Source organism: Methylobacterium sp. WL6, from assembly GCF_008040095.1.
Classification (GTDB): domain Bacteria; phylum Pseudomonadota; class Alphaproteobacteria; order Rhizobiales; family Beijerinckiaceae; genus Methylobacterium.
This window is the reverse complement of the sequence record NZ_VRVH01000006.1, coordinates 1-19,889: the sequence shown is the minus strand read 5'-3', so window position 1 is coordinate 19,889 and position 19,889 is coordinate 1. Positions and strand designations below refer to the sequence as shown.

Here is a 19,889-nt window from a genome sequence, read left to right as displayed (position 1 = left end):
ATTCGCACATCCCAGGTTCGAATTCACCTCCCCTCAACCGGATGCGGACATCACTCCTACGGATAGGGATCCGTCTTCGTGCCGCGGTGAATCATGAGCTTGTCGATCGGTACGAAGATCCACGCGATCACGGTGATCTGCGTGCTGGGGCTAATCAGCCTCATCGCCCTCTCGGTCATCGAACTCCGCGACGAGGTGACGAACAGCCGGGCGGTCAAGACGCAGCAGCTGGTCGAGGTCGCCGCCGGCGTGCTCGAGCATTTCGAGGGGGAGGCGCGGTCCGGCCGGATGACCGAAGCGGCCGCCAGGCGGTCGGCGCTCGAGGGCGTACGGAACCTGCGATACGGCGCGAACGAATACTTCTACATCATCGACGACCAGGTGCGGATGGTGATGCATCCGATCAAGCCGGCTCTCGACGGCACCGATCTCGCCGCGCTGAAGGATCCGGTGGGCAAGGCCCTGTTCGTCGAGATGGCCGACGTGGCACGGAGACGGGGGGCCGGCTTCGTGTCCTACATGTGGCCGAAACCCGGGGCCGAGCAGCCCGTCGACAAGATCTCGTTCGTGAAGCGCTTCGAGCCGTGGGGCTGGATCATCGGCTCGGGCGTCTACGCCGACGACACGCTGGCCCACCTCAAGGCCCTCGTGATCAAGCTGTCGCTCGGCCTCGGCGGCATCGCGCTGCTGGTCGGCAGCGCCGCCTTCCTCATCGGGCGGCAGGTCACCCGCCCGATCTACGGGCTCACCGACACGATGAGCCGGCTCGCCCGCGGCGCGACCGCCGTGGACAATCCGGGGATCGCGCGCCGCGACGAGATCGGCGAGATGGCCCGGGCGGTCGACGTCTTCCGCCAGAACGGGATCGAGCGCCTCGCCCTGGAAGCCCAGAAGGTCGCGGAGCAATCCGCCCGGCAGCGCCGGGCCGACCGGGTCGACCAGCTCGTGGTCGATTTCGACCGGACGATCGCGGGCGCGATCGGCATCGTCACCTCGGCCGCCACCGAGCTTGACGCGACCGCCCGCTCGATGACCCAGGTGGCCGACGCCACCAGCAACCAGGCCCTGGCATCCAGTGCGGCGGCGGCGGAGACCTCGGCGAACGTCCAGACGGTCGCCGCCGCAGCCGAGGAGATGGTCGCCTCGCTTCGGGAGATCGAGCGCCAGGTGCAGGAATCGAACGCGGTCGCCGCCACCGCATCCCGCGAGGCGCGCGCCACTGACGCCGCGATGGCGACGCTGTCGGAGGCGGCGGAGCGGATCGGCGAGGCCGTGGCCACCATCACCGCGATCGCCGGGCAGACCAACCTGCTGGCCTTGAACGCCACGATCGAGGCGGCGCGGGCCGGGGAGGCGGGCCGCGGCTTCGCGGTGGTCGCCGCCGAGGTCAAGGCGCTGGCCGGCCAGACCGCGCGGGCGACGGACGAGATCGGCGGCCAGATCCTGGCGATCCAGAACGCCAGCAGCCAGGCGGCCGCGACCATCCGGCAGGTCGGGCAGACCATCGTGTCGGTCAACGCGATCACCGGCACCATCGCGTCGACCGTCGTCGAGCAGACGGCCGCGACCGACGAGATCTCCCGCAACGCCGTCGAGGCGGCGCACGGGACGCAGGACGTCTCGCGGAACGTGGCGCAGGTGCTGGCCTCGGCCGGGGAGACCGGGACCGCCGCCCAGCAGGTGACGATGGCGGCCAACGAGCTGGCCACGCAATCGGTGAACGTGCAGCGCGAGGTCGAGGCGTTCCTGTCGGCCATCCGCGCGGCCTGATCGACGGCGATCGATCGGATCGGACGCAGGGCGATTTGCGTCCGCCGGGCCCGAACCCGGCGGAGCGTGCGGTCGCGATCACGAAACCCCGAGCTGGGCGCCGCGGCCGGAGCGGTTAACACCCCGGTAACCATAACCTTCGAGAACCGGGCCCTGAACGGCGGCGGGCTCGCCCATGCGCCCCGGCCGAGTTCGAAGGAGCAACGACCATGGCCCCCGGTTACGTGATCGCCGCCTGTCTGGAAGGCGCCGGAGCCATCGGGATCGTCGTGGCGCTGTTCCGCCTTCACCGGGAGCAACGTGCCAAGGCCGCCGAGCTCGCCCGCTTCCTGCGGTCCGGGCAGGTCCCGGACGTGCCGCTGCCGAAGCCTCGACCGGCTTCCACCGCCCGCCCGGCGCCTGCCATCCGGCTCGGCTCGACGATGCGGCCGCCCGAGCCGATCGATCCCTCCGACGCGCTGCTCGCCCTTCGAAGCGCGTTCGGCGCCTCGGTGCGTTGACGGCGCGCGCTCCGCGCTCGCCTCAGCGCAGCAGGGCGTCGAGACCGAAGCCGCCGAAGACCACGAAGGCGAGCGTCATCAGGAACTTGAAGTCGTCGATCGTCTCGGTCATGGCCGCCGCCCGCACGTGCTTGAACGCTGAAGACCGGGACCAGCCCGGCCTCCTCACCCTCCGCCGTCGCGCGATTTCGAGCGAATCGTTTCAGGCTTTCTTAACCGGCCGTCCCGGACTTCCCGGAGACGTGCTTCACGCCTCGTTAAGGCCTCCGACATTCGTCAGGCCGCCGTCAACCATGTTCCCGCCGCGGCGGCTCGCCGGAACCCGAGCCGCATCCCGCTCGTTGGGTGCGCGGAACCTGCCTCCACGTTGAGGTGCCGCGACGACCGCTCGGCCCGCGCCTTTCCCGGCAGGCGGGCCTTTTTCATGGACGTCCAGTCGCTTGGCGGCAGCCCGTCCCGATCGGAGCCCCGTGATGCGCAACCTCCTCCTCACCCTCATCGTGCTCGCCGCCGGCTTCGTCCTCGTCGCGATGTACATCGCGCCGACCCAGCCCGGCCTGCGCACTTGGTATCGCGACAACGCCTGCGTCCACCTCGACAAGGTGAGCCCGCAGATCTGCGCGCCCATCCGTCAGGCCGAGGGCAGCGACAAGGTCTGACCCCCGGATGTCGGCCCTGCGCCGTGCCGTCGATTGGACGTTCCGCGACCGGAACACCGGCGCGATCGTGATTGGACAATGGCCCAATCTGCCGCTCTGGTTGTTCCTCGGATTGTCTGCCGCGCGATGGCTGCTCGCGCCGAAGGCTGACGGCGGGCAGAATGACGTCGGGATGTGGCTTCGGATCGCGTCCGGCGCGGCGCTCGCCTGGTGGGCGGCGGACGAGATCCTGCGCGGCGTGAACCCCTGGCGCCGCCTGCTCGGTGTGATCGCGTTGGCCGGTTTGGCGGTCTCCGCATTGTTCGGCTGATCCAGGGCAGCTTCGGCGCGAGGCCGCGCCGGCATTCACGCCATTTCGTATTTTCTACGCAGCATCGAAACTTGTCGTTGCGTGCACAACGAATTCCGTGAATACGGTTTCGACCGATGGGTCCGTTCGCGCTCGCGTGTGACTATGCGAACAGAAGCCGGAAATCTGGGCGGGCGAAACCGATGACCAACCTGGGAACCACGCGCCGCCTGCAGGACGGCCCGCATCCGTCGAACGGCCTGCAGGTCCTGGGCAAGATCGCCGCCGTGCTCGCGATCCCGGTCCAGGATTTCTTCCGCGACGAGGTGCAAGCCTCCAGCGCCGCGACGCCCTCGGCGGCCGAGTGCGATCTGCTGATGACGGCGTTCCTGCGGGTGCGCGATCCCGAGATCCGGAACCGCATCGTCGGCATGCTGCGGGCGTATTCCGGCAACTGATCGCGGCGTCAGAGTTCGGCCGAATCGCGGGAGAGCTCGCTCCGCAGGCGCCGTGCCGCTTCGAGCAATGCGCCATCGCGCCGCCTACGCGGACGGGGCAGGTCGATCCGCACCTCCGCCGACACGCGGCCGGGCTTGCCGGCCAGCACCACCACCCGGTCGGCCAGCGTCACCGCCTCGTCGATGTCGTGGGTGACGAACAGCACCGTCTTGCCGGTGGCGGCCTGGATGCGCTGCACCTCGTCCTGGAGACCCTCGCGGGTGAAGCTGTCGAGGGCCGAGAACGGTTCGTCCATGAGCAGCACGTCCGGGTCGACCGCGAGCGCACGGGCGATGGCGACGCGCTGGCGCTGCCCGCCCGAGAGCTGATGCGGCCAGCGCTGGGCGAGATCGTCGAGCCCGACGAGGGCCAGCATCTCGGCGGCCTTGGCCCGACGCTGGGAACGCGACAGGCCGCTGTTCTCCAGGCCGAAGGCGACGTTGTCGACGACCCGCCGCCACGGCAGCAGGCGCGCATCCTGGAACACCAGGGCCATCGGCGTGCGGCAGCCGGGCCGCGTCGCCAGCTCGACCGTGCCCGAGCTCGGCGCGGCGAGGCCGATCAGCACTCGCAAGAGCGTCGACTTGCCGACGCCGGATTCGCCGACGATCACCAGGAACTCCCCGCGCGCGACGGTGAGGTCGAGGTCCGACAGGATGACGTTGCGCGTGCCCCCGCGCGCGTAGGCGAGGCTCAAGGCCCGGAAGGCGATGATCGGGTCGCGCATGGCGGTGTCGGCCTGGGTCGCCATGCGCTCAGGTCCGCCAGCGCAGGAGCCAGCCCTGCAGGGCGACGAACGCCGAATCGAACAATCCGTAGAGCCCGGCCATGGTGAGCATGTAGACGACCACGATGTCGGTGGAGAGCAGGCTCGAGGCCTGCATCATCCGCTGCCCGACGCCCGGCACGCCGAAGATCTCGGCCGCGACCACCGCCATCCAGGCCTGGCCGAGCGCCGTGCGCAGGCCGACGAGGATGCCCGGCGTCGCCGCCGGCAGCAGGATCTTGGTCAGACGTGCGGGGGCCGAGCGGAAGCCGAAGGCCTGTGCCACCTCAACCAGGTCGCGGTCGACGCCGCGCACGGCGCCCTGCGTCGCGAAGAAGACGATCCAGAACACGCCGATGGCGATGATGAACACGGCCGCCGACGGCTCGACGCCGAACCAGATGATGGCGAACGGCACCCAGGCGAGGCCCGGGATCGGCCGCAGCAGGCGCACAACCCAGGCGGTCGCGGCCTCGAACGTCCGCGACATGCCGCCGACGAGGCCGAGCGCGATCCCGGCGCCCGCGCCGACGGCGAGGCCGACGAGGTAGTGGCTCAGGCTCGACGCCACCGCCTCGAACCACACCCCGAGCTCGATCTCGCGCAGGAACGCGGCCGGGATCGTGCTCGGCGGCGGCAGGAAGGCCGGGTTGATCAGCCCGAGCCGGGGCGCCGCCTCCCAGACCAGGAGGAAGGCGGCGAGCCCGAGGGCCGACAGCAGGATCGCGCGGAGGACGGTCAGCGCGCGATCGCCTTCTCGTAGAAGCCCGGCACGAACAGGCCGTCGATCGGCACGTCCTTGTCGAGGGTGCCGATGCTCACCTGATAGGCCTGCATCTTCCGCGTCGCCTCGACGATCACCCGCGGGTCGGCGGTGAACTTCGCCGCCGGCGAGGACAACGCCTTCCGGATCGTGGCGAGATCGGTGATGCCCTTGCCGAGCGCCTTTTCGACCGGCGGCGCGGCGCGGGCCGGATCGGTCTTGAGCAGGTCGGTCGCCTTCACCAGCGCGTCGACGAGGCCCTGCACCGCGGCCGGGTTCCTGTCGGCGAAGGCGCCCGAGACGGCGACCACGGTGCCGGGCTGGTCGGGGAACATCTCGGCGCCGGTGGCGATCAGGGCGATCGCCGGGTTGCGCTGCTGGACGATCGTCAGCGCCGGCTCGCGGATCGAGGCGCCGTCGACGGCGCCGGCGAGCAGAGCCTGCTGCGTCGCGTCGATGCCCATGGCGACGACCTCGGCGTTCGTCTTGTCGGTCTTGGCCACCTGCCAGAGCCAGTGCTGCAGCGTGGTGTTCGGCACCGAGCCCGGCGGCTGGGTCGCGAGGCGGGCGGCGCGGCCCTCCTTCTCCCGGTAGCGGCGGAAGGCCTCCGCCTTGTCGGCGGTCGCCGCGAAGTAGGGCGCGAGCTTGGGGCCGGCGACGAACACCATCTCCTCGACCGCGGTCGCGGCGACCACGCGCACGTCGATGTTCTTGGTGCGCGCCACCGCCAGCGGCGCGATGCCCGCGACGTAGACGTCGATGGTGCCGGAGGCCAGCGCCTGGATCATGTTCGGCCCGGACTCGAAGGTGGTGAATCCCGGCTTGAGCCCGGCGGCCTCGAGCCAGCCCTCTCCGTTGGCGACGAAGATCGGCGCCGCGCCGATCACCGGGATCACGCCGATGCGGACGGGCACCGGCGCGGTCTGCGCCGTCGCGGAGCCCGCCCCGAACGCGAGCAGGCCCGCAGCGAGGATAGTCCGGCGATTGGGGAACTGACGCATGGGCTCGGGATTTCCGGGCTCGGGAGCGGAGCGGCTTCGGCCGCTCCCATGCCACAGGCCGGCGAAAGTGCAAATCGGCGCGCCGAAAACGCCATCCGCCCTCGCTCGCGCGTGGCAAGCACTTCGATTGCGACCACATGGTTACGAAGGATGAAGCCGCGCAAAATCGCCTAGGTATTCCAATGCAACTTTCAGATGCTGGAAAACGGTTCTGTACTCATAGAAAGCGTGTCTGCGAGATATCCACAGAGTCGAATTTTATTGCCATTCATTTCTGTATAAGGCATCCATCCTTTCCACCAGAGAAGTCTGCCTTGGGGATGATCGTCGCGATGCTCAGCTTCGCTTGCCTGACCTGCGGCGTTGGCCTTGCCCGCATGTCGACGCGCGACCCGGATCGGGCGCCGATGCTGGAACGATGGAGCGGGCTCTGCCTGCTCGCCGGCCTCGCCCTGCTCGGAGCCGCCCTGCCGCTCTTCCGCTGACGTTGCGGCGCAGTCGGAACAGGCCGGTCCGGCTCCCGTTGTCACGCGACTGCGGCGCTTTTCCGCGGCATCGATCGAGGGAATGATCTCATGAGCCTACTCGGCAGCATCGTCAGCAAGATCCTGCATCCGTTCGGAGGCGCCTCCTCCGCGGCGGCCCCCTCGACCGCGGATGCCGGCGGCGCCAGCAGCCCGGCCTCGACCACCACGGCCGACGCGACGCCGTCCGCCTCGGGCGAGCCCGTGGACGTGGAGGCGGTGCTCAACGGCATGGCCCAGAAGAATTCCCAGACGCTGAACTGGCGCACCTCGATCGTGGACCTGATGAAGCTCCTCGATCTCGATTCGAGCCTGACCGCCCGCAAGCAGCTTGCCGACGAGCTGCACTACACCGGCGACAAGGACGATTCGGCCACGATGAACGTCTGGCTGCACAAGCAGGTGATCAAGAAGCTCGAGGAGAACGGCGGCAAGGTGCCGGCCGACCTCAAGGACTGATCACGGTCGCCCGCGACGATCGAAGCCCGGCCATCGCGCCGGGCTTTTTCGTGCGCGCTCCCCGCGGCGACGGCTCACTTGACGGCTCACTTGCCGGTGCGCACCCGCGTCCAGGCCCGGGTGACGAAGCGCTGGGTGCGGTCGTCCCAGGCGGTGTTGACCGAGAGCCGCTGCATCGTCGCGTCGTCGGGATAGATGCCGGGATTGGCCAGGATGTCCGGCTTCACGAGCTTCTTCGCGGGCAGGTTGCCGCTGGCATAGGATACGAAGTTGGTGTTGGCCGCCGCAACCTCGGGGCGCAGCATGTAGTCGATGAAGCTCAGCGCCTCCGCCGCATGGGGGGCGTCCTTCGGGATCGCGAAGGCGTCGAACCACATCAGCGTGCCCTCCTTCGGGATGAGGTAGGCGATCTCGACGCCGTTCTTCGCCTCGTCGGCCCGCTTCTTCGCCTGGAGCACGTCGCCGGAATAGCCGACCGCGACGCAGAGATCGCCGTTGGCGAGCGACTGGATGTATTCCGACGAGTGGAACTTCCGCACCGTCCCGCGCACCTTGAAGAGCGCGTCGGCGACCTGGGTGATGTCGTCCCAGCGCTTGGAGTCGCTCTTCAGGCCGAAGGTCGGCAGCATGCTCGGGATCAGGTCCTCGGGCGAGTCGAGCATCATGATCCCGCAATCCTTGAGCTTGTTCGCCGAGGCCGGGTTGAGGACGAGGTTCCAGGTGTTGAGCGCGGCGCCGGCGCCGAGACGCTCGCGCACCAGCCCGAGGTTGAGCCCGAGCCCGGTGGTGCCCCACATGTAGTCGACGGCGTAGGCGTTGCCCGGATCGTAGGCCGCGAGGCGCCCGGCGATCTCCGGCCAGACGTTGCCGAGGTTCGTCAGCTTGGCCTTGTCGAGGGGCAGGAACGCGCCGGCCCGGATCAGCCGCTGCAGGAACGGCCCCGACGGCACCACCACGTCGTAGCCGGACTTGCCGGCGAGCAGCTTGGTCTCGAGGATCTCGTTGTTGTCGTAGGTGTCGTAGACCACCTTGATCCCGGTCTCGCGGGTGAAGGCCTCGAGCACCTTCGGATCGATGTAGTCCGACCAGTTGTAGATGTTGACGACCCGCTCCGGCCCCGCCGCCAGCGCCGGCCCGGTCGCGAGCGCGAGGCCCGCGAGGAGGATCGCGCGGGCGAGGGCGGCGGCCCTCATGCGCCCGACCGCGCGGCGACGACGACGATCTCGACGAGGTATTCCGGCCCGGCGAGCTTGGCCTCGACCGTGGCGCGGCCGGGCGGGTTGTCCTTCGACACCCAGGCGTCCCAGGCGGCGTTCATCTCGGCGAAGGTGCCCATGTCGGCCAGGTAGATCGTCGCCATCAGGATCCGCTCCTTGTCGCTGCCGGCAGCCGCCAGCAGGCGCTCGATCTGGCCGAGGATGGCCTGCGTCTGCGCGGTGACGCCGGTGCCGACCGTGTCGGCGGCGACCTGGCCGGCGAGATACACCGTGTCGCCGTAGGCCACGCCTTGCGCCATCCGCGCGCCCGGCTCGAAGCGTTCGATCGTCATGTCCTGTCCCCCGGCTGATCTTCGGATCGCTTCTGCCGCCGGGCGCGGGCGAGGTAAAGGGGCGCCGGGCCGGCGGCCTTGGCCCATTGCAGTGCGGAAAAAGATCCGGCGACGGCCAATCCGTCGCAACCCCCGCTGCCACCGTGCGTTTCAACACCGTTCCAGCGTCGCGTCATCCGAAAGCGGCGTCACATCGTCAGGCGTCACGTCGCCAAGGGGTTCGTCATGGGTATTCTCTGGACCATCGTCATCGGTTTCCTCGCCGGCATCGTCGCCAAGTTCATCATGCCCGGCTCGAACGAGCCGTCGGGCTTCATTCTGACCACCATCCTCGGCATCGTCGGCGCCTTCGTCGCCACCTTCCTCGGACAGGCGCTCGGCTGGTACGGCCCGAACCAGGGCGCGGGCTTCATCGGCGCCGTGGTCGGCGCGATCGTCGTCCTCGCGATCTACGGCTTCATCGCCAGCCGCGGCCGCACCACCACGCTCTGAGGTCGCGCTCGTCGACACGGACCACGACGTAGAAAAAAGGGGGCGCCGCGAGGCGCCCCCTTCTTCGTTGCGACTGGTCCGATGCTCAGATGTGGTCGGAGGCCGCCTTGATTGCGCAATGGCCGGTGGCGCCGCGCAATGCGAGGCCGACGCCGACCACGAGGGCCGCGAGGCTCAGCCACTTGTTCGGACGCGGCTGCGCGGCCGCCGCCGCGATGCCGAGGCCGAGCGCCACCGAGACCGCGCGCTCGGTGGTGCTGAGGTTCGGCTCGCCGCTGAAGATGTCGTGGATCATGTCGTTGGCCATGGGGTCGGGTGCGCTCCTGTTGGGGTCGCGGATCGAACGCCCTCCGAAGGCCGGCGTTCCTTGCCGCCGCGCCGGAACCGCCCACGAAAAAGGCGCGGCCCCGAGGGGACCGCGCCGTCTTCGCCGTCAGGACCGCGGGTCCGGACGATCAGTCGTTCGACTGGCGACGCTCGCCGCGGCTGCTGCGCTCGCTCCGCTCGCGCGGGGCCCGCTCCTCGCGCTCGGGCTCGCCGCGCTCGGCGCGCTCGGCCTTGAGCTTCTCGGTGAGGTCCTCGCCGGTCTCCTGGTCGACGACCTTCATCGAGAGGCGGATCTTGCCGCGATCGTCCTGGCCGAGGAACTTGACCTTGACCTTCTGGCCCTCGCTGACGACGTCCGTCACCTTGGCGACCCGCTGGGCGGCGAGCTCCGAGATGTGGACGAGGCCGTCCTTGGCGCCGAAGAAGTTCACGAAGGCGCCGAACTCCATCGTTTTCACGACGGTGCCCTCGTAGATCATGCCCGGCTCGGCTTCGGCGACGATCGAGCGGATCCAGTTGTAGGCCGCCTTGATCGCCTTGCCGTCGGCCGAGGCGATCTTCACGGTGCCGGAATCGTCGATGTTGATCTTGGCGCCGGTCTTCTCGACGATCTCGCGGATCACCTTGCCGCCGGTGCCGATCACTTCCCGGATCTTGTCGGTGGGGATCTGCATGGTCTCGATGCGCGGCGCGTACTCACCGAGCTCGGGGCGGGCGGCGGTGAGCGCCTTGGCCATCTCCACGAGGATGTGGGCGCGGCCGTCCTTCGCCTGGGCGAGGGCGACCTGCATGATCTCCTCGGTGATGCCGGCGATCTTGATGTCCATCTGGAGCGAGGTGATGCCCTCGTCCGTGCCGGCCACCTTGAAGTCCATGTCGCCGAGGTGGTCCTCGTCACCGAGGATGTCGGAGAGCACCGCGTAGCGCTCGCCCTCGAGGATGAGGCCCATGGCGATGCCGGCGACGGGACGGCGCAGCGGGACGCCCGCATCCATCAGCGACAGCGAGCCGCCGCAGACCGAGGCCATCGAGGACGAGCCGTTCGACTCGGTGATCTCGGACACGACGCGGATCGTGTACGGGAACTCGTGGGCCGGCGGCAGCACCGGGTGGATCGCGCGCCAGGCGAGCTTGCCGTGGCCGATCTCGCGCCGGCCGGGGGAGCCCATGCGGCCGGTCTCGCCCACCGAGTAGGGGGGGAAGTTGTAGTGCAGCAGGAAGGTCTCCTTGTAGGTCCCCTGCAGCGCGTCGATGTACTGCTCGTCCTCGCCGGTGCCCAGCGTCGCGACCACGAGCGCCTGGGTCTCGCCGCGGGTGAACAGCGACGAGCCGTGGGCGCGCGGCAGCACGCCGACCTGGCTCTCGATCGGGCGGACGGTCTTCACGTCGCGGCCGTCGATGCGCGAGCCGGTGTCGAGGATGTTCCAGCGAACGACCTTGGACTGGGCCTCCTTGAAAGCGGCCTTGACCTTCTCGGGGGCGAACTTCTGCTCGCCTTCGGCCGGGCACAGAGCCGCGACCACCTTCGCCTTCACGGCGTCGACGGCCTTGTAGCGCTCCTGCTTGACGGTGATCTTGTAGGCGTCGCGCAGCTCGGACTCGCAGACGCCGAGCACGGCGGCCTCGACGTCGGCATTCTCCGGCGGCGAGAAGGCGCGCGGCTCCTTGGCGGCCTTCTCGGCCAGGCGCACGATCGCCTCGATCACCGGCTGGAAGTGCTTGTGGCCGAACATCACGGCGCCGAGCATGATCTCCTCGGACAGCTCCTTGGCCTCCGACTCGACCATCAGCACCGCGTCGGTGGTGCCGGCGACGACGAGGTCGAGCACCGCGCCGTCCATCTCCGGGACCGGCGGGTTGAGCACGTACTGGCCGTTGGCGTAGCCGACGCGGGCGGCGCCGATCGGGCCCATGAACGGCACGCCGGACAGGGTGAGCGCCGCCGAGGCCGCGACCATCGCCAGGATGTCGGGGTCGTTCTCGAGGTCGTGGGTGAGCACGGTCACGACGACCTGGGTGTCGTTGCGCCAGCCCTCGACGAAGAGCGGGCGGATCGGGCGGTCGATCAGGCGGGAGACCAGCGTCTCCTTCTCGGACGGCCGGCCCTCGCGCTTGAAGTAGCCGCCGGGGATGCGGCCGGCGGCGTAGGCGCGCTCCTGGTAGTTCACGGTCAGCGGCAGGAAGTCGATCCCGACCTTCGGCTCCTTGGAGGAGACGACGGTGGCGAGAACCGAGGTCTCGCCGTAGGTGGCCATCACCGAGCCGTCGGCCTGGCGGGCGACCTTGCCGGTCTCCAGAACGAGGCGGCGGTCGCCCCACATCAGCTCTTCACGTTGTACGTCGAACATTCTTGTCGTCCTTGCCATCATGCGGCGGGCGAACCCGGCGCGGCCAGGGGCAAGACGGCGGGGCACTCCGGCTGGAGGAGTGCCCTGCGATCCTGTCCCTGGTGTTCGCGCCTCGAAGTCGCCCGTTGCTCGCGGGGCCGGACCCGTTCCGGCCACCCGAGATCTTGAAAAAAGCGGTCCCGAGCCGGGCTCGGAACCGCGTGGGCTGGATTAGCGGCGGATGCCGAGGCGCTCGATGAGGCTGCGGTAGCGGGCCTCGTCGCGACGCTTCACGTAGTCGAGCAGCGAGCGGCGCTGCGAGACCATCTTCAGGAGGCCGCGGCGGGAATGGTTGTCCTTGCCGTGGGTCTTGAAGTGGCTGGTGAGGTTGGTGATCCGCTCGGTGAGGATCGCCACCTGGACCTCCGGCGAGCCGGTGTCCTTGGCGACGGTCGCGTATTCCTTGATGAGCGCGGTCTTGCGCTCTGCCGAGATCGACATCGCAGTGCCTTTCAGGTGAGGTTTTCAGAAGCGCCGTGCGGCCGCCCCTCCGGATCGGGAGGACGGCGCCTGAGGCATGCTCGAGCCTTGGCCGATGCCGGGATGTCGTCCAGCAGGGTCGTTGGTCCAAGCGGTTTCGGCCCCGCCCGTCGCCGGGCCGAGGCCGCGCGGACCATACACGAAACGGTTCGCGGCGCCAGTCCCGGCCACCGGGCGTCTCCCGGGCCGCGATGCGAATTCTTCGCTGCTGCCCGCCCGTTTGGGATATGTTCGATGAACATCAGGGGGCGACATCATGATCTGTCAGACAGCGATCGAGGCGATGGGTGTCCAGAACGACCGCCTCACGACGATGATCAGGAACATCGACGGCGGCATCTGGTGGCAGACGGATGCGAACGCCAAGGTCGAAGCCGGGAAGATCCTGGCCCAGACCGCACGCATCGGCGATGCCCTCGACGCCATCGAACGCCTCGTGAAGGGCATGGCGACGTAGCGGGAGAGGGGCACCGGCATGTCCGCCGACGGAGACGAGGCGGTCGCCCGGCTCGCCCGGCAGCTCCTGGATCCGGGCTTGGGCTGCCTGTCGCCGCACGACCGGCGCGTCCTCGCGCACATCGCCGGGCGCGTCCATGCCCGCGACGCGGGCGCCGCCGCGACGTCGCGCGCGGGCCCGGATTTCGGCGAACGCCTCGCCGATCGGGTCGCCAGGCTCGGCGGCTCGTGGGGGTTCATCATCGCCTTCACCGGCCTGCTCGTCGGCTGGGTGGTCCTGAACACCGTCGTCCTCGCAAGGTCGGGGGGCGGCTTCGACGCCTATCCCTACATCTTCCTCAACTTGATCCTGTCGATGGTCGCGGCGTTGCAGGCGCCGGTGATCCTGATGTCGCAGAACCGGCAGGCGGAGCGCGACCGCATCGCCGCCGGCCTCGACTACGAGGTCAACCTGCGCGCCGAGATCGAGATCGTGTCCCTGCACGACAAGCTCGACCGCATCCGGACCGAGCAGCTGGAGGATCTGATCCGCGCGCAGACCCGGCAGATCGCCGAACTCGGCGCCGCGCGGGCCGCCCGCCCGCGCGGGTGAGCGGCGGCCATTTCGCATGACGGAACGGTCGCACCGGAAAGCCGATGCATCCCAGCCATCCGCCCGCGTCGTTGCATCGCGAAATCACCGCTCCTATCGCTGCCGGCCTTCGGCGCCCGGAGGCGCCCTCGTCGAACGGCCGATCGCACCATGAACTCCGAACCGCTCCCGCTGCTCGAAACCCTGGCCCTGCCCGAGAAGCTGTCGCTGCCGAAGGACAGGATCCGGGTGCTGCTGCTCGAAGGCATCAACGACAGCGCCGTCGGGCTGATGCGCGCGGCCGGCTACACCAACCTCGTCCGCCTGCCGAAGGCGCTCGACCGCGATGCGCTGCACGAGGCCCTGAAGGGCATCCACATCCTCGGCATCCGCTCGCGCACGCAGCTCGACGCGGCGGCCCTCGACGCCGCCGACCGCCTGCTCGCGGTCGGCTGCTTCTCGGTGGGCACCAACCAGGTCGACCTCGACGCCGCGCGGCGGCGCGGCGTGCCGGTGTTCAACGCGCCGTTCTCGAACACCCGCTCGGTCGCCGAGCTCGTCATCGGCGAGATCGTGATGCTCCTACGCCGGATCGTGCCGCGCTCGGTCGGGGCGCATGCCGGCCAGTGGGACAAGTCGGCGGCCGGCTCGGTCGAGGTGCGCGGCAAGACGCTCGGCATCGTCGGCTACGGCAACATCGGCACGCAGCTCTCGACGCTGGCCGAGGCCATGGGCATGCGGGTCGTGTTCTACGACCACACCGACAAGCTCCGCCACGGCAACACCGAGCCGACCGCCTCACTCGCCGAGCTGCTCGCCCAGAGCGACGTGGTCTCGCTGCACGTGCCCGAGACCGACGCCACCGCCAACATGATCGGCGAGGCCGAGATCCGCGCGATGAAGCCGGGCGCGTACCTGATCAACAACGCCCGCGGCACCGTCGTCGACCTCGACGCGCTCGCACGGGCCCTGCGCGACGGGCACCTCGCCGGCGCCGCCGTCGACGTCTTCCCGGTCGAGCCCGGCTCGAACCAGGAGCGCTTCGTCTCGCCGCTCCAGGGCCTGGAGAACGTGATCCTCACACCCCACGTCGGCGGCTCGACCGAGGAGGCGCAGGAGCGCATCGGCTCGGAGGTCGCACGCAAGCTGGTGGATTACTCCGACATCGGCTCGACCATCGGCGCAGTGAACTTCCCGCAGGTGCAGCTCCCGCCGCGCCCGACCGGCGCGCGCTTCATCCACGTGCAGCAGAACCTGCCCGGCATGCTCAACCGCCTCAACGCGGTGTTCTCGAGCGCAGGCATCAACATCGCCGGGCAGTTCTACCAGACCGACGGCGAGGTCGGTTACGTGGTGCTCGAGACCGACGCCACCAACGCCGACGCCGAGACCCTGCTCGCCGAAATCCGCGCGATCCCGGGCACGATCCGCGCGCGGCTGCTGTACGAGCGCCGCTGAGCGGGGCGTTCGCGGACGCCGCCCTGCGATCGATCCGGTCTCCATCGCGGCGTGACGGCACCGGAGGGATCCTGCGAAGCACGCCGCGCTCGCTCTCCCATGAAAAGTGTGTCGGGGAGAGGGGCGTGACTCTCCGAAAGCTCACGCCCCTCATCCTGTCCTTTTCCCCCTGGGAGAAGGGACCCGTGCTCGATTCGGCGTCCGGCCGGTGCCTGAGCGCTCCGTCGCGGACGACCCTGAAAAACTTTCCGTGGCGCGGCTATCGCTAGCGCGGCACTTGCCGCAGCCTCGCTGCATCTTCCGCGGGCTCGGACATCGCCACGCCATGACCACAGGCTTTTTCGCCGCGAAGAAATCCGTCGCCGCGCTCGTCGCCGGGCATGAGGACGACCACGGGCCGGCGCTGGCGCGGAGCCTGTCGGCGTTCGGGCTGGTCTGCATCGGCCTCGGCGCGACGATCGGGGCGGGAATCTTCGTCCTCACCGGCACCGCGGCGGCGGACTATGCCGGCCCCGGCCTCGCCCTGTCCTTCGTCGCCGGCGGGATCGCCTGCGCCTTCGTCGGGCTGTGCTACGCAGAGCTGGCCGCGATGATCCCGGTGCCGGGCTCGACCTACGCCTACACCTACGCGACGCTCGGCGAGCTCTGCGCCTGGATCATCGGCTGGGACCTCGTCCTCGAATTCGCCTTCGCCGCCGCCACCGTCGCGGTGGGCTGGTCGGGCTACGCGCAGAGCCTGCTCGCGGATGCGGGCCTGCGCCTGCCGGCGGCGCTCGCCGCGGCGCCCGGCGGAGGCGGCCTCGTCAACCTGCCCGCCGCAGGGATCGTGCTCGCGCTGACGGCGCTCCTGATGCGCGGCAGCCGCGAGGCCTCGCTCGTCAACACCGCGATGGTGGCGCTGAAGGTCGCAATCATCCTCGGCTTCGTCGGCGTCGGGGCGGCGCACCTGAAGCCGGAGCTGTGGCACCCGTTCATCCCGAAGAACACCGGCACCTTCGGGGAATTCGGCTGGAGCGGCATCCTGCGCGGCGCCGGCGTGGTGTTCTTCGCCTTCATCGGCTTCGAGACGGTCTCGACCGCCGCCGGCGAGACCCGCGACCCGCAGCGCGACGCGCCGATCGGCCTGCTCGGGTCCCTGGCGGTGAGCACGGTGCTCTACGTCGCGGTCGCCGCGGTGCTCACCGGGCTCGTGCCCTACCGGGCGCTGAACGTCGCTGACCCGATCGCCAAGGCGATCGACGCGATCGGGCTCGGCGGCTTCGCCGTCGCGATCAAGCTCGGCGCGCTGATCGGGCTGACGACCTCGACGCTGACCGCGCTCTACGGCCAGGCGCGGGTCTTCTACGCGATGGCCCGCGACGGCCTGCTGCCGCGGCTGTTCGCGCGGGTGAGCCCGACGACGCGCACGCCCATGCTGAGCCAGGCGACGATCGGCCTGATGACCGCGCTCGTGGCCGGCCTCGTGCCGATCGAGGAACTCGGCGAGCTGGTCAGCATCGGCACGCTCTTCGCTTTCGTGCTGGTCTGCACCGCCGTGCTGATCCTGCGCCGGACCGAGCCGGAGCGGCCGCGCCCGTTCCGGGTCCCGGCGGTCGGGCTGGTGGCGAGCCTCGGGATCCTGTCCTGCCTGCTGCTGATGGCGGGCCTGCCGGGCCAGACCTGGATTCGCCTCGCGGTCTGGCTGACGCTCGGCCTCGCCCTCTACGCGGGCTACGGACGCAGGAACGCCCGCCGGGTGAGGGCGGGCGCGTCGCGGGCTTAGAGCTGGAACCGAGCCTCATGGGGCCTGACCCATGAGGCTCGGTGCGGACGCTCAGAACGAGCGGCGGTGCGGGGTCTGGGCGCCGCCGTAGCGGCGGCGGAGATACGAGACGACCTTCGGCAGCAGGAAGGCGAGCAGGATCTTTCGCATGGGGTCGGCGAACCTTCTTCACGAGCGTGTGAAGATGCAATGCGCCGGCCCCGTTCGCGTTCCGGTCAGAGCTCCAGCGTCAACGTCACGGGCGCGTGGTCGGACGGGCGCTCCCAGCCGCGGGCCTCGCGCGCGACCTCGACCTTGCGCACAGTGCCGGCGAGGTCGGGCGAGACCCAGGCATGGTCGAGGCGGCGGCCCTTGTCGGCCGCCGCCCAGTCGGGCGAGCGGTAGCTCCACCAGGTGAAGATCTTCTCCGGCGGCGGCGTCAGCAGGCGCGCGGTGTCGACCCAGCCGGCCTCGTTGCGCAAGCGTTCCAGCGCCTCGGTCTCGATGGGGGTGTGGCTCACCACGTCGAGCAGCTGCTTGTGCGACCAGACGTCGTGCTCCAGCGGCGCGACGTTGAGGTCGCCGACGAGGATCGCGGGGCCCTTCACGCGCCGCCCGCCCCAGGCGCGCAGGTCGCGCAGGAAGTCGAGCTTGTGCGCGAATTTCGGGTTGAGCGCGGTGTCGGGCACGTCGCCGCCGGCCGGCACGTAGAAGTCGTGCAGCGCGATGCCCGCCGCGGCGCCGGCCTCGGGCCCGAGCACCGCCGAGATGTGGCGCGCGTCCTGGCGCTCGCAGAAGCTCATCACCGCGCGGGTGACGAGCGGAAACCGCGACAGGATCGCGACGCCGTTGTAGCCCTTCTGCCCGGCGAAGACGACGTTCTCGTAGCCCGAGCCGCGCAGGGCCTTCAGCGGGAAGGCGTCGTCCGGGCACTTGGTCTCCTGCAGGCACAGTACGTCGGGCTTCGCCTCGGCGAGGAAGCGCAGCACGAGATCGATGCGCAGGCGCACCGAGTTGATGTTCCAGGACGTGACGGTGAGGCGCAACGGAAACGCTCGCGGTTGTCGGGGGAAGGCCGGTGGATAGCGCGATTCGCCGGCGCGATCGACGCTGCGACCGGGCGGCCTGCGGAAATGGCGTGCTCCGCACCGGACGACGGGGTATGTCCGCGCAAAGACCATCGGTCGGCCCCGCTCGACGACACTCAGAGACATAGCCCCTTGCCGCGCATCCGCTCCGTCCTGTTCAACGCCTACTGGGCTGCCTGGACGGCCTTGTTCCTGGCACCGCTCGCGGTGCTGGCCGCCTCCGGCTCGCCGGTCCGGCCGATCCGCGCGGCGACGCGCCTGTGGGCGCGGGGCATCCTTTTCGGGCTCCGCACGATCTGCGGCCTGCGCTACGTCGAGGAGGGGCGCGAGCGCATCCCGGCCGAGCCCTGCCTGATCGTCGCCAACCATCAGTCGGCCTGGGAGACGCTGGCCTTCCTCATCCTGGTGCCCGACGTGGCGATCATCGCCAAGCGCGAGCTCGTCGCGATCCCCGTGGTCGGCTGGTTCCTGCGGCGCTCGCCGATGATCATCATCGACCGCGCCAACGGCACCCAGGCCCTGCGCACGATGATCGACGAGAGCCGCGCCGCGGTAGCCGACGGGCGCTCGGTGCTGATCTTCCCCGAGGGCACCCGCGGCACCATCGACGAGAAGCTGCAGTTCAAGCGCGGCGTCGAGCTGCTGTACGGGCGTCTCGGCCTGCCGGTGCTGCCGGTGGCGGTCAATTCCGGGCTGTACTGGCCGACCGGGTCGTCGACGCGCGCCGGCACCGTGACGGTGAGCTACCTCGCCACCCTGGCGCCGGGCCTGTCGGCCGCCGAGTTCATGCGCGGCACCGAAGGCGCGATTGACAGCGAGCTCGACCGCTGGCGCCCGCAGGCGGCGTGAGGGCCCTCAATCGACCGCGCCGTAATAGGTGAAGTGCTTCCGCACCGGCTCGATCACGTCCCAGGTGCCGGAGAAGCCCTTCGGCGTGACGAAGGCGTCGCCCGCGCGATAGGTCTTCGAACGGCCCTCGGCGTCGGTGACGGTCACCACGCCTTCGAGCAGGTGGATGAACTCGTCCCGGCCGAAATCGATGCGGAACTTGCCCGGCCGGCAGGTCCAGATCCCGGCGGCGAACAGCTTGTCGGGGCTCTCGTAGACGTAGGTCGCGGTCTGCTCGGGGCGGCCCGAGAGGATGCAGGAGCGCTCGGGCCAGTACGTCGCGCTCGGCGGCTGGACGGCCGGAAAGTCGACGTTCGTCATCGTCGGCCCGTCCAGCACCGGCGGCGGCGGGCCGGCCGGGCGGCGAAGGCCCGGCACCACCGCGAGGAACGCGGCGACGGGACCTGCGAAGGTGTGGAGCAGCCTGGCGATTTCCATGTCGAACCCTTCCTCGAATCGATCGAGGGGCACGATCGGGCGGCGCGCCTTGACGGCGGGTTCACCGGCGCGCCAGGCCACGCCGATCGGCGCGCTTCGGGACGTCCTTCCCCGGATCGATGCGAGAAGCGTTAAGGAAGCCTCACCATGGCGGCCTTTCGCGGACCTCAGGGGGTCTGGGACTGCTTGATCCGCTCCTGCATCGCTTTGTCCTCGGGGCGCCCGTAATTGATGAAGAACAGGTTGCCGTCGACGGCCTTGCCCTTCTGCAGGTTCGAGAGCTGCACGGTGGTCAGGTAGCCCTGCGGATCGGTGATCCGCCACTGGCCGAGCACCTTCATGTCGGCATCGAAGTACAGCTGGATCTTCGAGGTCCCGCCGAGCGTGGCGCGGTCCTCCAGGCTGATGCGGACGCCGCCCGGGTCGTTCGAGACGTCGGTGACGGTGAGGTCGCGGGCGAGGTCGATCTTCTCGCGGACCAGGAATTTCAGCGGGGTCTGCGCGATGAAGTACAGGTCCTGGGTCGCGAGCTTGCGGTCGCGCACCGCCACCGAAGTGCCGTCGGCCACCACCTCCAGCGGCGAGGGCGCGTCGTAGTCGAAGCGCAGGCGCCCGGGCTTGGCGATGGTGAGCTTGCCGCCGATCTTCCGCCCGTCCGCGGCGATCTGGATGAACGAGCCGGTGAGCGTGCTCATGCCGTTGAAGTAGGCGTTGGCCTGGGCCAGCACGGTGGCGGCGTCCGGCGCTTCGTCGGAGGCGGCGGCCGGGGCGGGGGTCGGCGCGCC

24 protein-coding genes are annotated in these 19,889 nt (G+C 69.8%); 13 read left to right on the top strand and 11 right to left on the bottom strand.

Features of this window, described 5'->3' with window-relative positions:
- Positions 1–93 precede the first annotated feature (93 nt).
- From FV230_RS01790 to FV230_RS01770, 5 genes are all read left to right on the top strand, one after another.
- On the top strand, positions 94–1,770 hold the full coding sequence (locus FV230_RS01790) for a cache domain-containing protein (protein WP_147840995.1): 1,677 nt from the start codon (positions 94–96) through the stop codon (positions 1,768–1,770).
- A gap of 209 nt (positions 1,771–1,979) precedes the next feature.
- Entirely contained in the window at positions 1,980–2,270 is a 291-nt protein-coding gene (locus tag FV230_RS01785; protein ID WP_147840994.1) for a hypothetical protein, read from the top strand.
- 473 nt (positions 2,271–2,743) lie between these two features.
- Positions 2,744–2,929: a hypothetical protein gene (locus FV230_RS01780; protein ID WP_147726923.1), complete on the top strand. Its 186-nt coding sequence runs from the start codon at positions 2,744–2,746 to the stop codon at positions 2,927–2,929.
- 16 nt (positions 2,930–2,945) lie between these two features.
- Positions 2,946–3,239: a hypothetical protein gene (locus tag FV230_RS01775; RefSeq protein ID WP_147841029.1), complete on the top strand. Its 294-nt coding sequence runs from the start codon at positions 2,946–2,948 to the stop codon at positions 3,237–3,239.
- A 182-nt stretch (positions 3,240–3,421) separates the two neighbouring features.
- Entirely contained in the window at positions 3,422–3,676 is a 255-nt protein-coding gene (locus tag FV230_RS01770) for a hypothetical protein (RefSeq protein WP_147840993.1), read from the top strand.
- A gap of 8 nt (positions 3,677–3,684) precedes the next feature.
- Here the strand turns inward: FV230_RS01770 and FV230_RS01765 are convergent, their stop codons facing one another.
- Genes FV230_RS01765 through FV230_RS01755 form a run of 3 tightly spaced genes read right to left on the bottom strand, consistent with a single transcriptional unit; the run spans position 3,685 to position 6,246 of the window.
- The gene (locus FV230_RS01765) at positions 3,685–4,443 is read right to left on the bottom strand and encodes an ABC transporter ATP-binding protein (protein ID WP_147841028.1); all 759 of its coding nucleotides are present in this window, start codon (positions 4,441–4,443) and stop codon (positions 3,685–3,687) included.
- Positions 4,444–4,471: 28 nt separating this feature from the next.
- Positions 4,472–5,224 (bottom strand): ABC transporter permease, encoded by a 753-nt coding sequence (locus tag FV230_RS01760; RefSeq protein ID WP_147841027.1) that lies wholly within the window; start codon positions 5,222–5,224, stop codon positions 4,472–4,474.
- On the bottom strand, positions 5,221–6,246 hold the full coding sequence (locus tag FV230_RS01755; protein ID WP_147840992.1) for an ABC transporter substrate-binding protein: 1,026 nt from the start codon (positions 6,244–6,246) through the stop codon (positions 5,221–5,223). The genes FV230_RS01760 and FV230_RS01755 overlap by 4 nt, the downstream gene beginning before the upstream one ends.
- Positions 6,247–6,578: 332 nt before the next feature.
- Here FV230_RS01755 and FV230_RS29335 point away from each other — a divergent pair, with 332 nt between their 5' ends.
- Together FV230_RS29335 and FV230_RS01750 are read left to right on the top strand one after the other, a co-directional pair.
- Positions 6,579–6,731 carry a hypothetical protein gene (locus FV230_RS29335; RefSeq protein ID WP_187275349.1) on the top strand — a complete coding sequence of 51 codons (153 nt, stop codon included), beginning with the start codon at positions 6,579–6,581 and terminating at the stop codon, positions 6,729–6,731.
- A 90-nt stretch (positions 6,732–6,821) separates the two neighbouring features.
- On the top strand, positions 6,822–7,229 hold the full coding sequence (locus tag FV230_RS01750; RefSeq protein WP_147726929.1) for a DUF3597 domain-containing protein: 408 nt from the start codon (positions 6,822–6,824) through the stop codon (positions 7,227–7,229).
- Between the two features lie 86 nt (positions 7,230–7,315).
- Here FV230_RS01750 and FV230_RS01745 read toward each other — a convergent pair whose 3' ends face one another.
- Positions 7,316–8,422, bottom strand: a complete 1,107-nt coding sequence (locus FV230_RS01745) for a polyamine ABC transporter substrate-binding protein (protein ID WP_147840991.1) — start codon at positions 8,420–8,422, stop codon at positions 7,316–7,318.
- Positions 8,419–8,778, bottom strand: a complete 360-nt coding sequence (locus FV230_RS01740) for a RidA family protein (RefSeq protein WP_147726931.1) — start codon at positions 8,776–8,778, stop codon at positions 8,419–8,421. Before FV230_RS01740 ends, FV230_RS01745 begins: the two co-directional genes overlap by 4 nt.
- Positions 8,779–9,003: 225 nt before the next feature.
- Here FV230_RS01740 and FV230_RS01735 point away from each other — a divergent pair, with 225 nt between their 5' ends.
- Positions 9,004–9,270, top strand: coding sequence for a GlsB/YeaQ/YmgE family stress response membrane protein (locus FV230_RS01735; protein WP_147726932.1), 267 nt, complete (start codon positions 9,004–9,006; stop codon positions 9,268–9,270).
- An 85-nt stretch (positions 9,271–9,355) separates the two neighbouring features.
- Here the strand turns inward: FV230_RS01735 and FV230_RS01730 are convergent, their stop codons facing one another.
- From FV230_RS01730 to rpsO, 3 genes are all read right to left on the bottom strand, one after another.
- Complete coding sequence (locus tag FV230_RS01730) at positions 9,356–9,577, bottom strand: YgaP-like transmembrane domain (RefSeq protein ID WP_147726933.1); 222 nt, start codon at positions 9,575–9,577, stop codon at positions 9,356–9,358.
- Between the two features lie 148 nt (positions 9,578–9,725).
- Positions 9,726–11,945 carry a polyribonucleotide nucleotidyltransferase gene (pnp, locus tag FV230_RS01725; protein WP_147840990.1) on the bottom strand — a complete coding sequence of 740 codons (2,220 nt, stop codon included), beginning with the start codon at positions 11,943–11,945 and terminating at the stop codon, positions 9,726–9,728.
- A gap of 210 nt (positions 11,946–12,155) precedes the next feature.
- Positions 12,156–12,425: a 30S ribosomal protein S15 gene (gene rpsO / locus FV230_RS01720; RefSeq protein ID WP_147726935.1), complete on the bottom strand. Its 270-nt coding sequence runs from the start codon at positions 12,423–12,425 to the stop codon at positions 12,156–12,158.
- Positions 12,426–12,720: 295 nt separating this feature from the next.
- Between rpsO and FV230_RS01715 the strand changes: the two genes are divergently transcribed.
- From FV230_RS01715 to FV230_RS01700, 4 genes are all read left to right on the top strand, one after another.
- Entirely contained in the window at positions 12,721–12,921 is a 201-nt protein-coding gene (locus FV230_RS01715) for a hypothetical protein (RefSeq protein ID WP_147840989.1), read from the top strand.
- 18 nt (positions 12,922–12,939) lie between these two features.
- Positions 12,940–13,512 (top strand): DUF1003 domain-containing protein, encoded by a 573-nt coding sequence (locus FV230_RS01710; RefSeq protein ID WP_147840988.1) that lies wholly within the window; start codon positions 12,940–12,942, stop codon positions 13,510–13,512.
- Between the two features lie 150 nt (positions 13,513–13,662).
- A complete protein-coding gene (serA, locus tag FV230_RS01705) occupies positions 13,663–14,949 on the top strand; it encodes a phosphoglycerate dehydrogenase (RefSeq protein ID WP_187275348.1) in 1,287 nt (428 codons plus the stop codon).
- 325 nt (positions 14,950–15,274) lie between these two features.
- The gene (locus FV230_RS01700; protein ID WP_147840987.1) at positions 15,275–16,711 is read left to right on the top strand and encodes an amino acid permease; all 1,437 of its coding nucleotides are present in this window, start codon (positions 15,275–15,277) and stop codon (positions 16,709–16,711) included.
- A 215-nt stretch (positions 16,712–16,926) separates the two neighbouring features.
- Here the strand turns inward: FV230_RS01700 and xth are convergent, their stop codons facing one another.
- Positions 16,927–17,736, bottom strand: coding sequence for an exodeoxyribonuclease III (gene xth / locus FV230_RS01695; RefSeq protein ID WP_147840986.1), 810 nt, complete (start codon positions 17,734–17,736; stop codon positions 16,927–16,929).
- 174 nt (positions 17,737–17,910) lie between these two features.
- Here xth and FV230_RS01690 point away from each other — a divergent pair, with 174 nt between their 5' ends.
- Positions 17,911–18,627: a lysophospholipid acyltransferase family protein gene (locus FV230_RS01690; RefSeq protein ID WP_147840985.1), complete on the top strand. Its 717-nt coding sequence runs from the start codon at positions 17,911–17,913 to the stop codon at positions 18,625–18,627.
- A gap of 6 nt (positions 18,628–18,633) precedes the next feature.
- Here the strand turns inward: FV230_RS01690 and FV230_RS01685 are convergent, their stop codons facing one another.
- Positions 18,634–19,104 carry a cupin domain-containing protein gene (locus FV230_RS01685; RefSeq protein WP_147728930.1) on the bottom strand — a complete coding sequence of 157 codons (471 nt, stop codon included), beginning with the start codon at positions 19,102–19,104 and terminating at the stop codon, positions 18,634–18,636.
- A 167-nt stretch (positions 19,105–19,271) separates the two neighbouring features.
- Positions 19,272–19,889, bottom strand: a 618-nt coding sequence (locus FV230_RS01680; protein ID WP_187275347.1) for an outer-membrane lipoprotein carrier protein LolA, incomplete at its 5' end; no start/stop codon positions are given.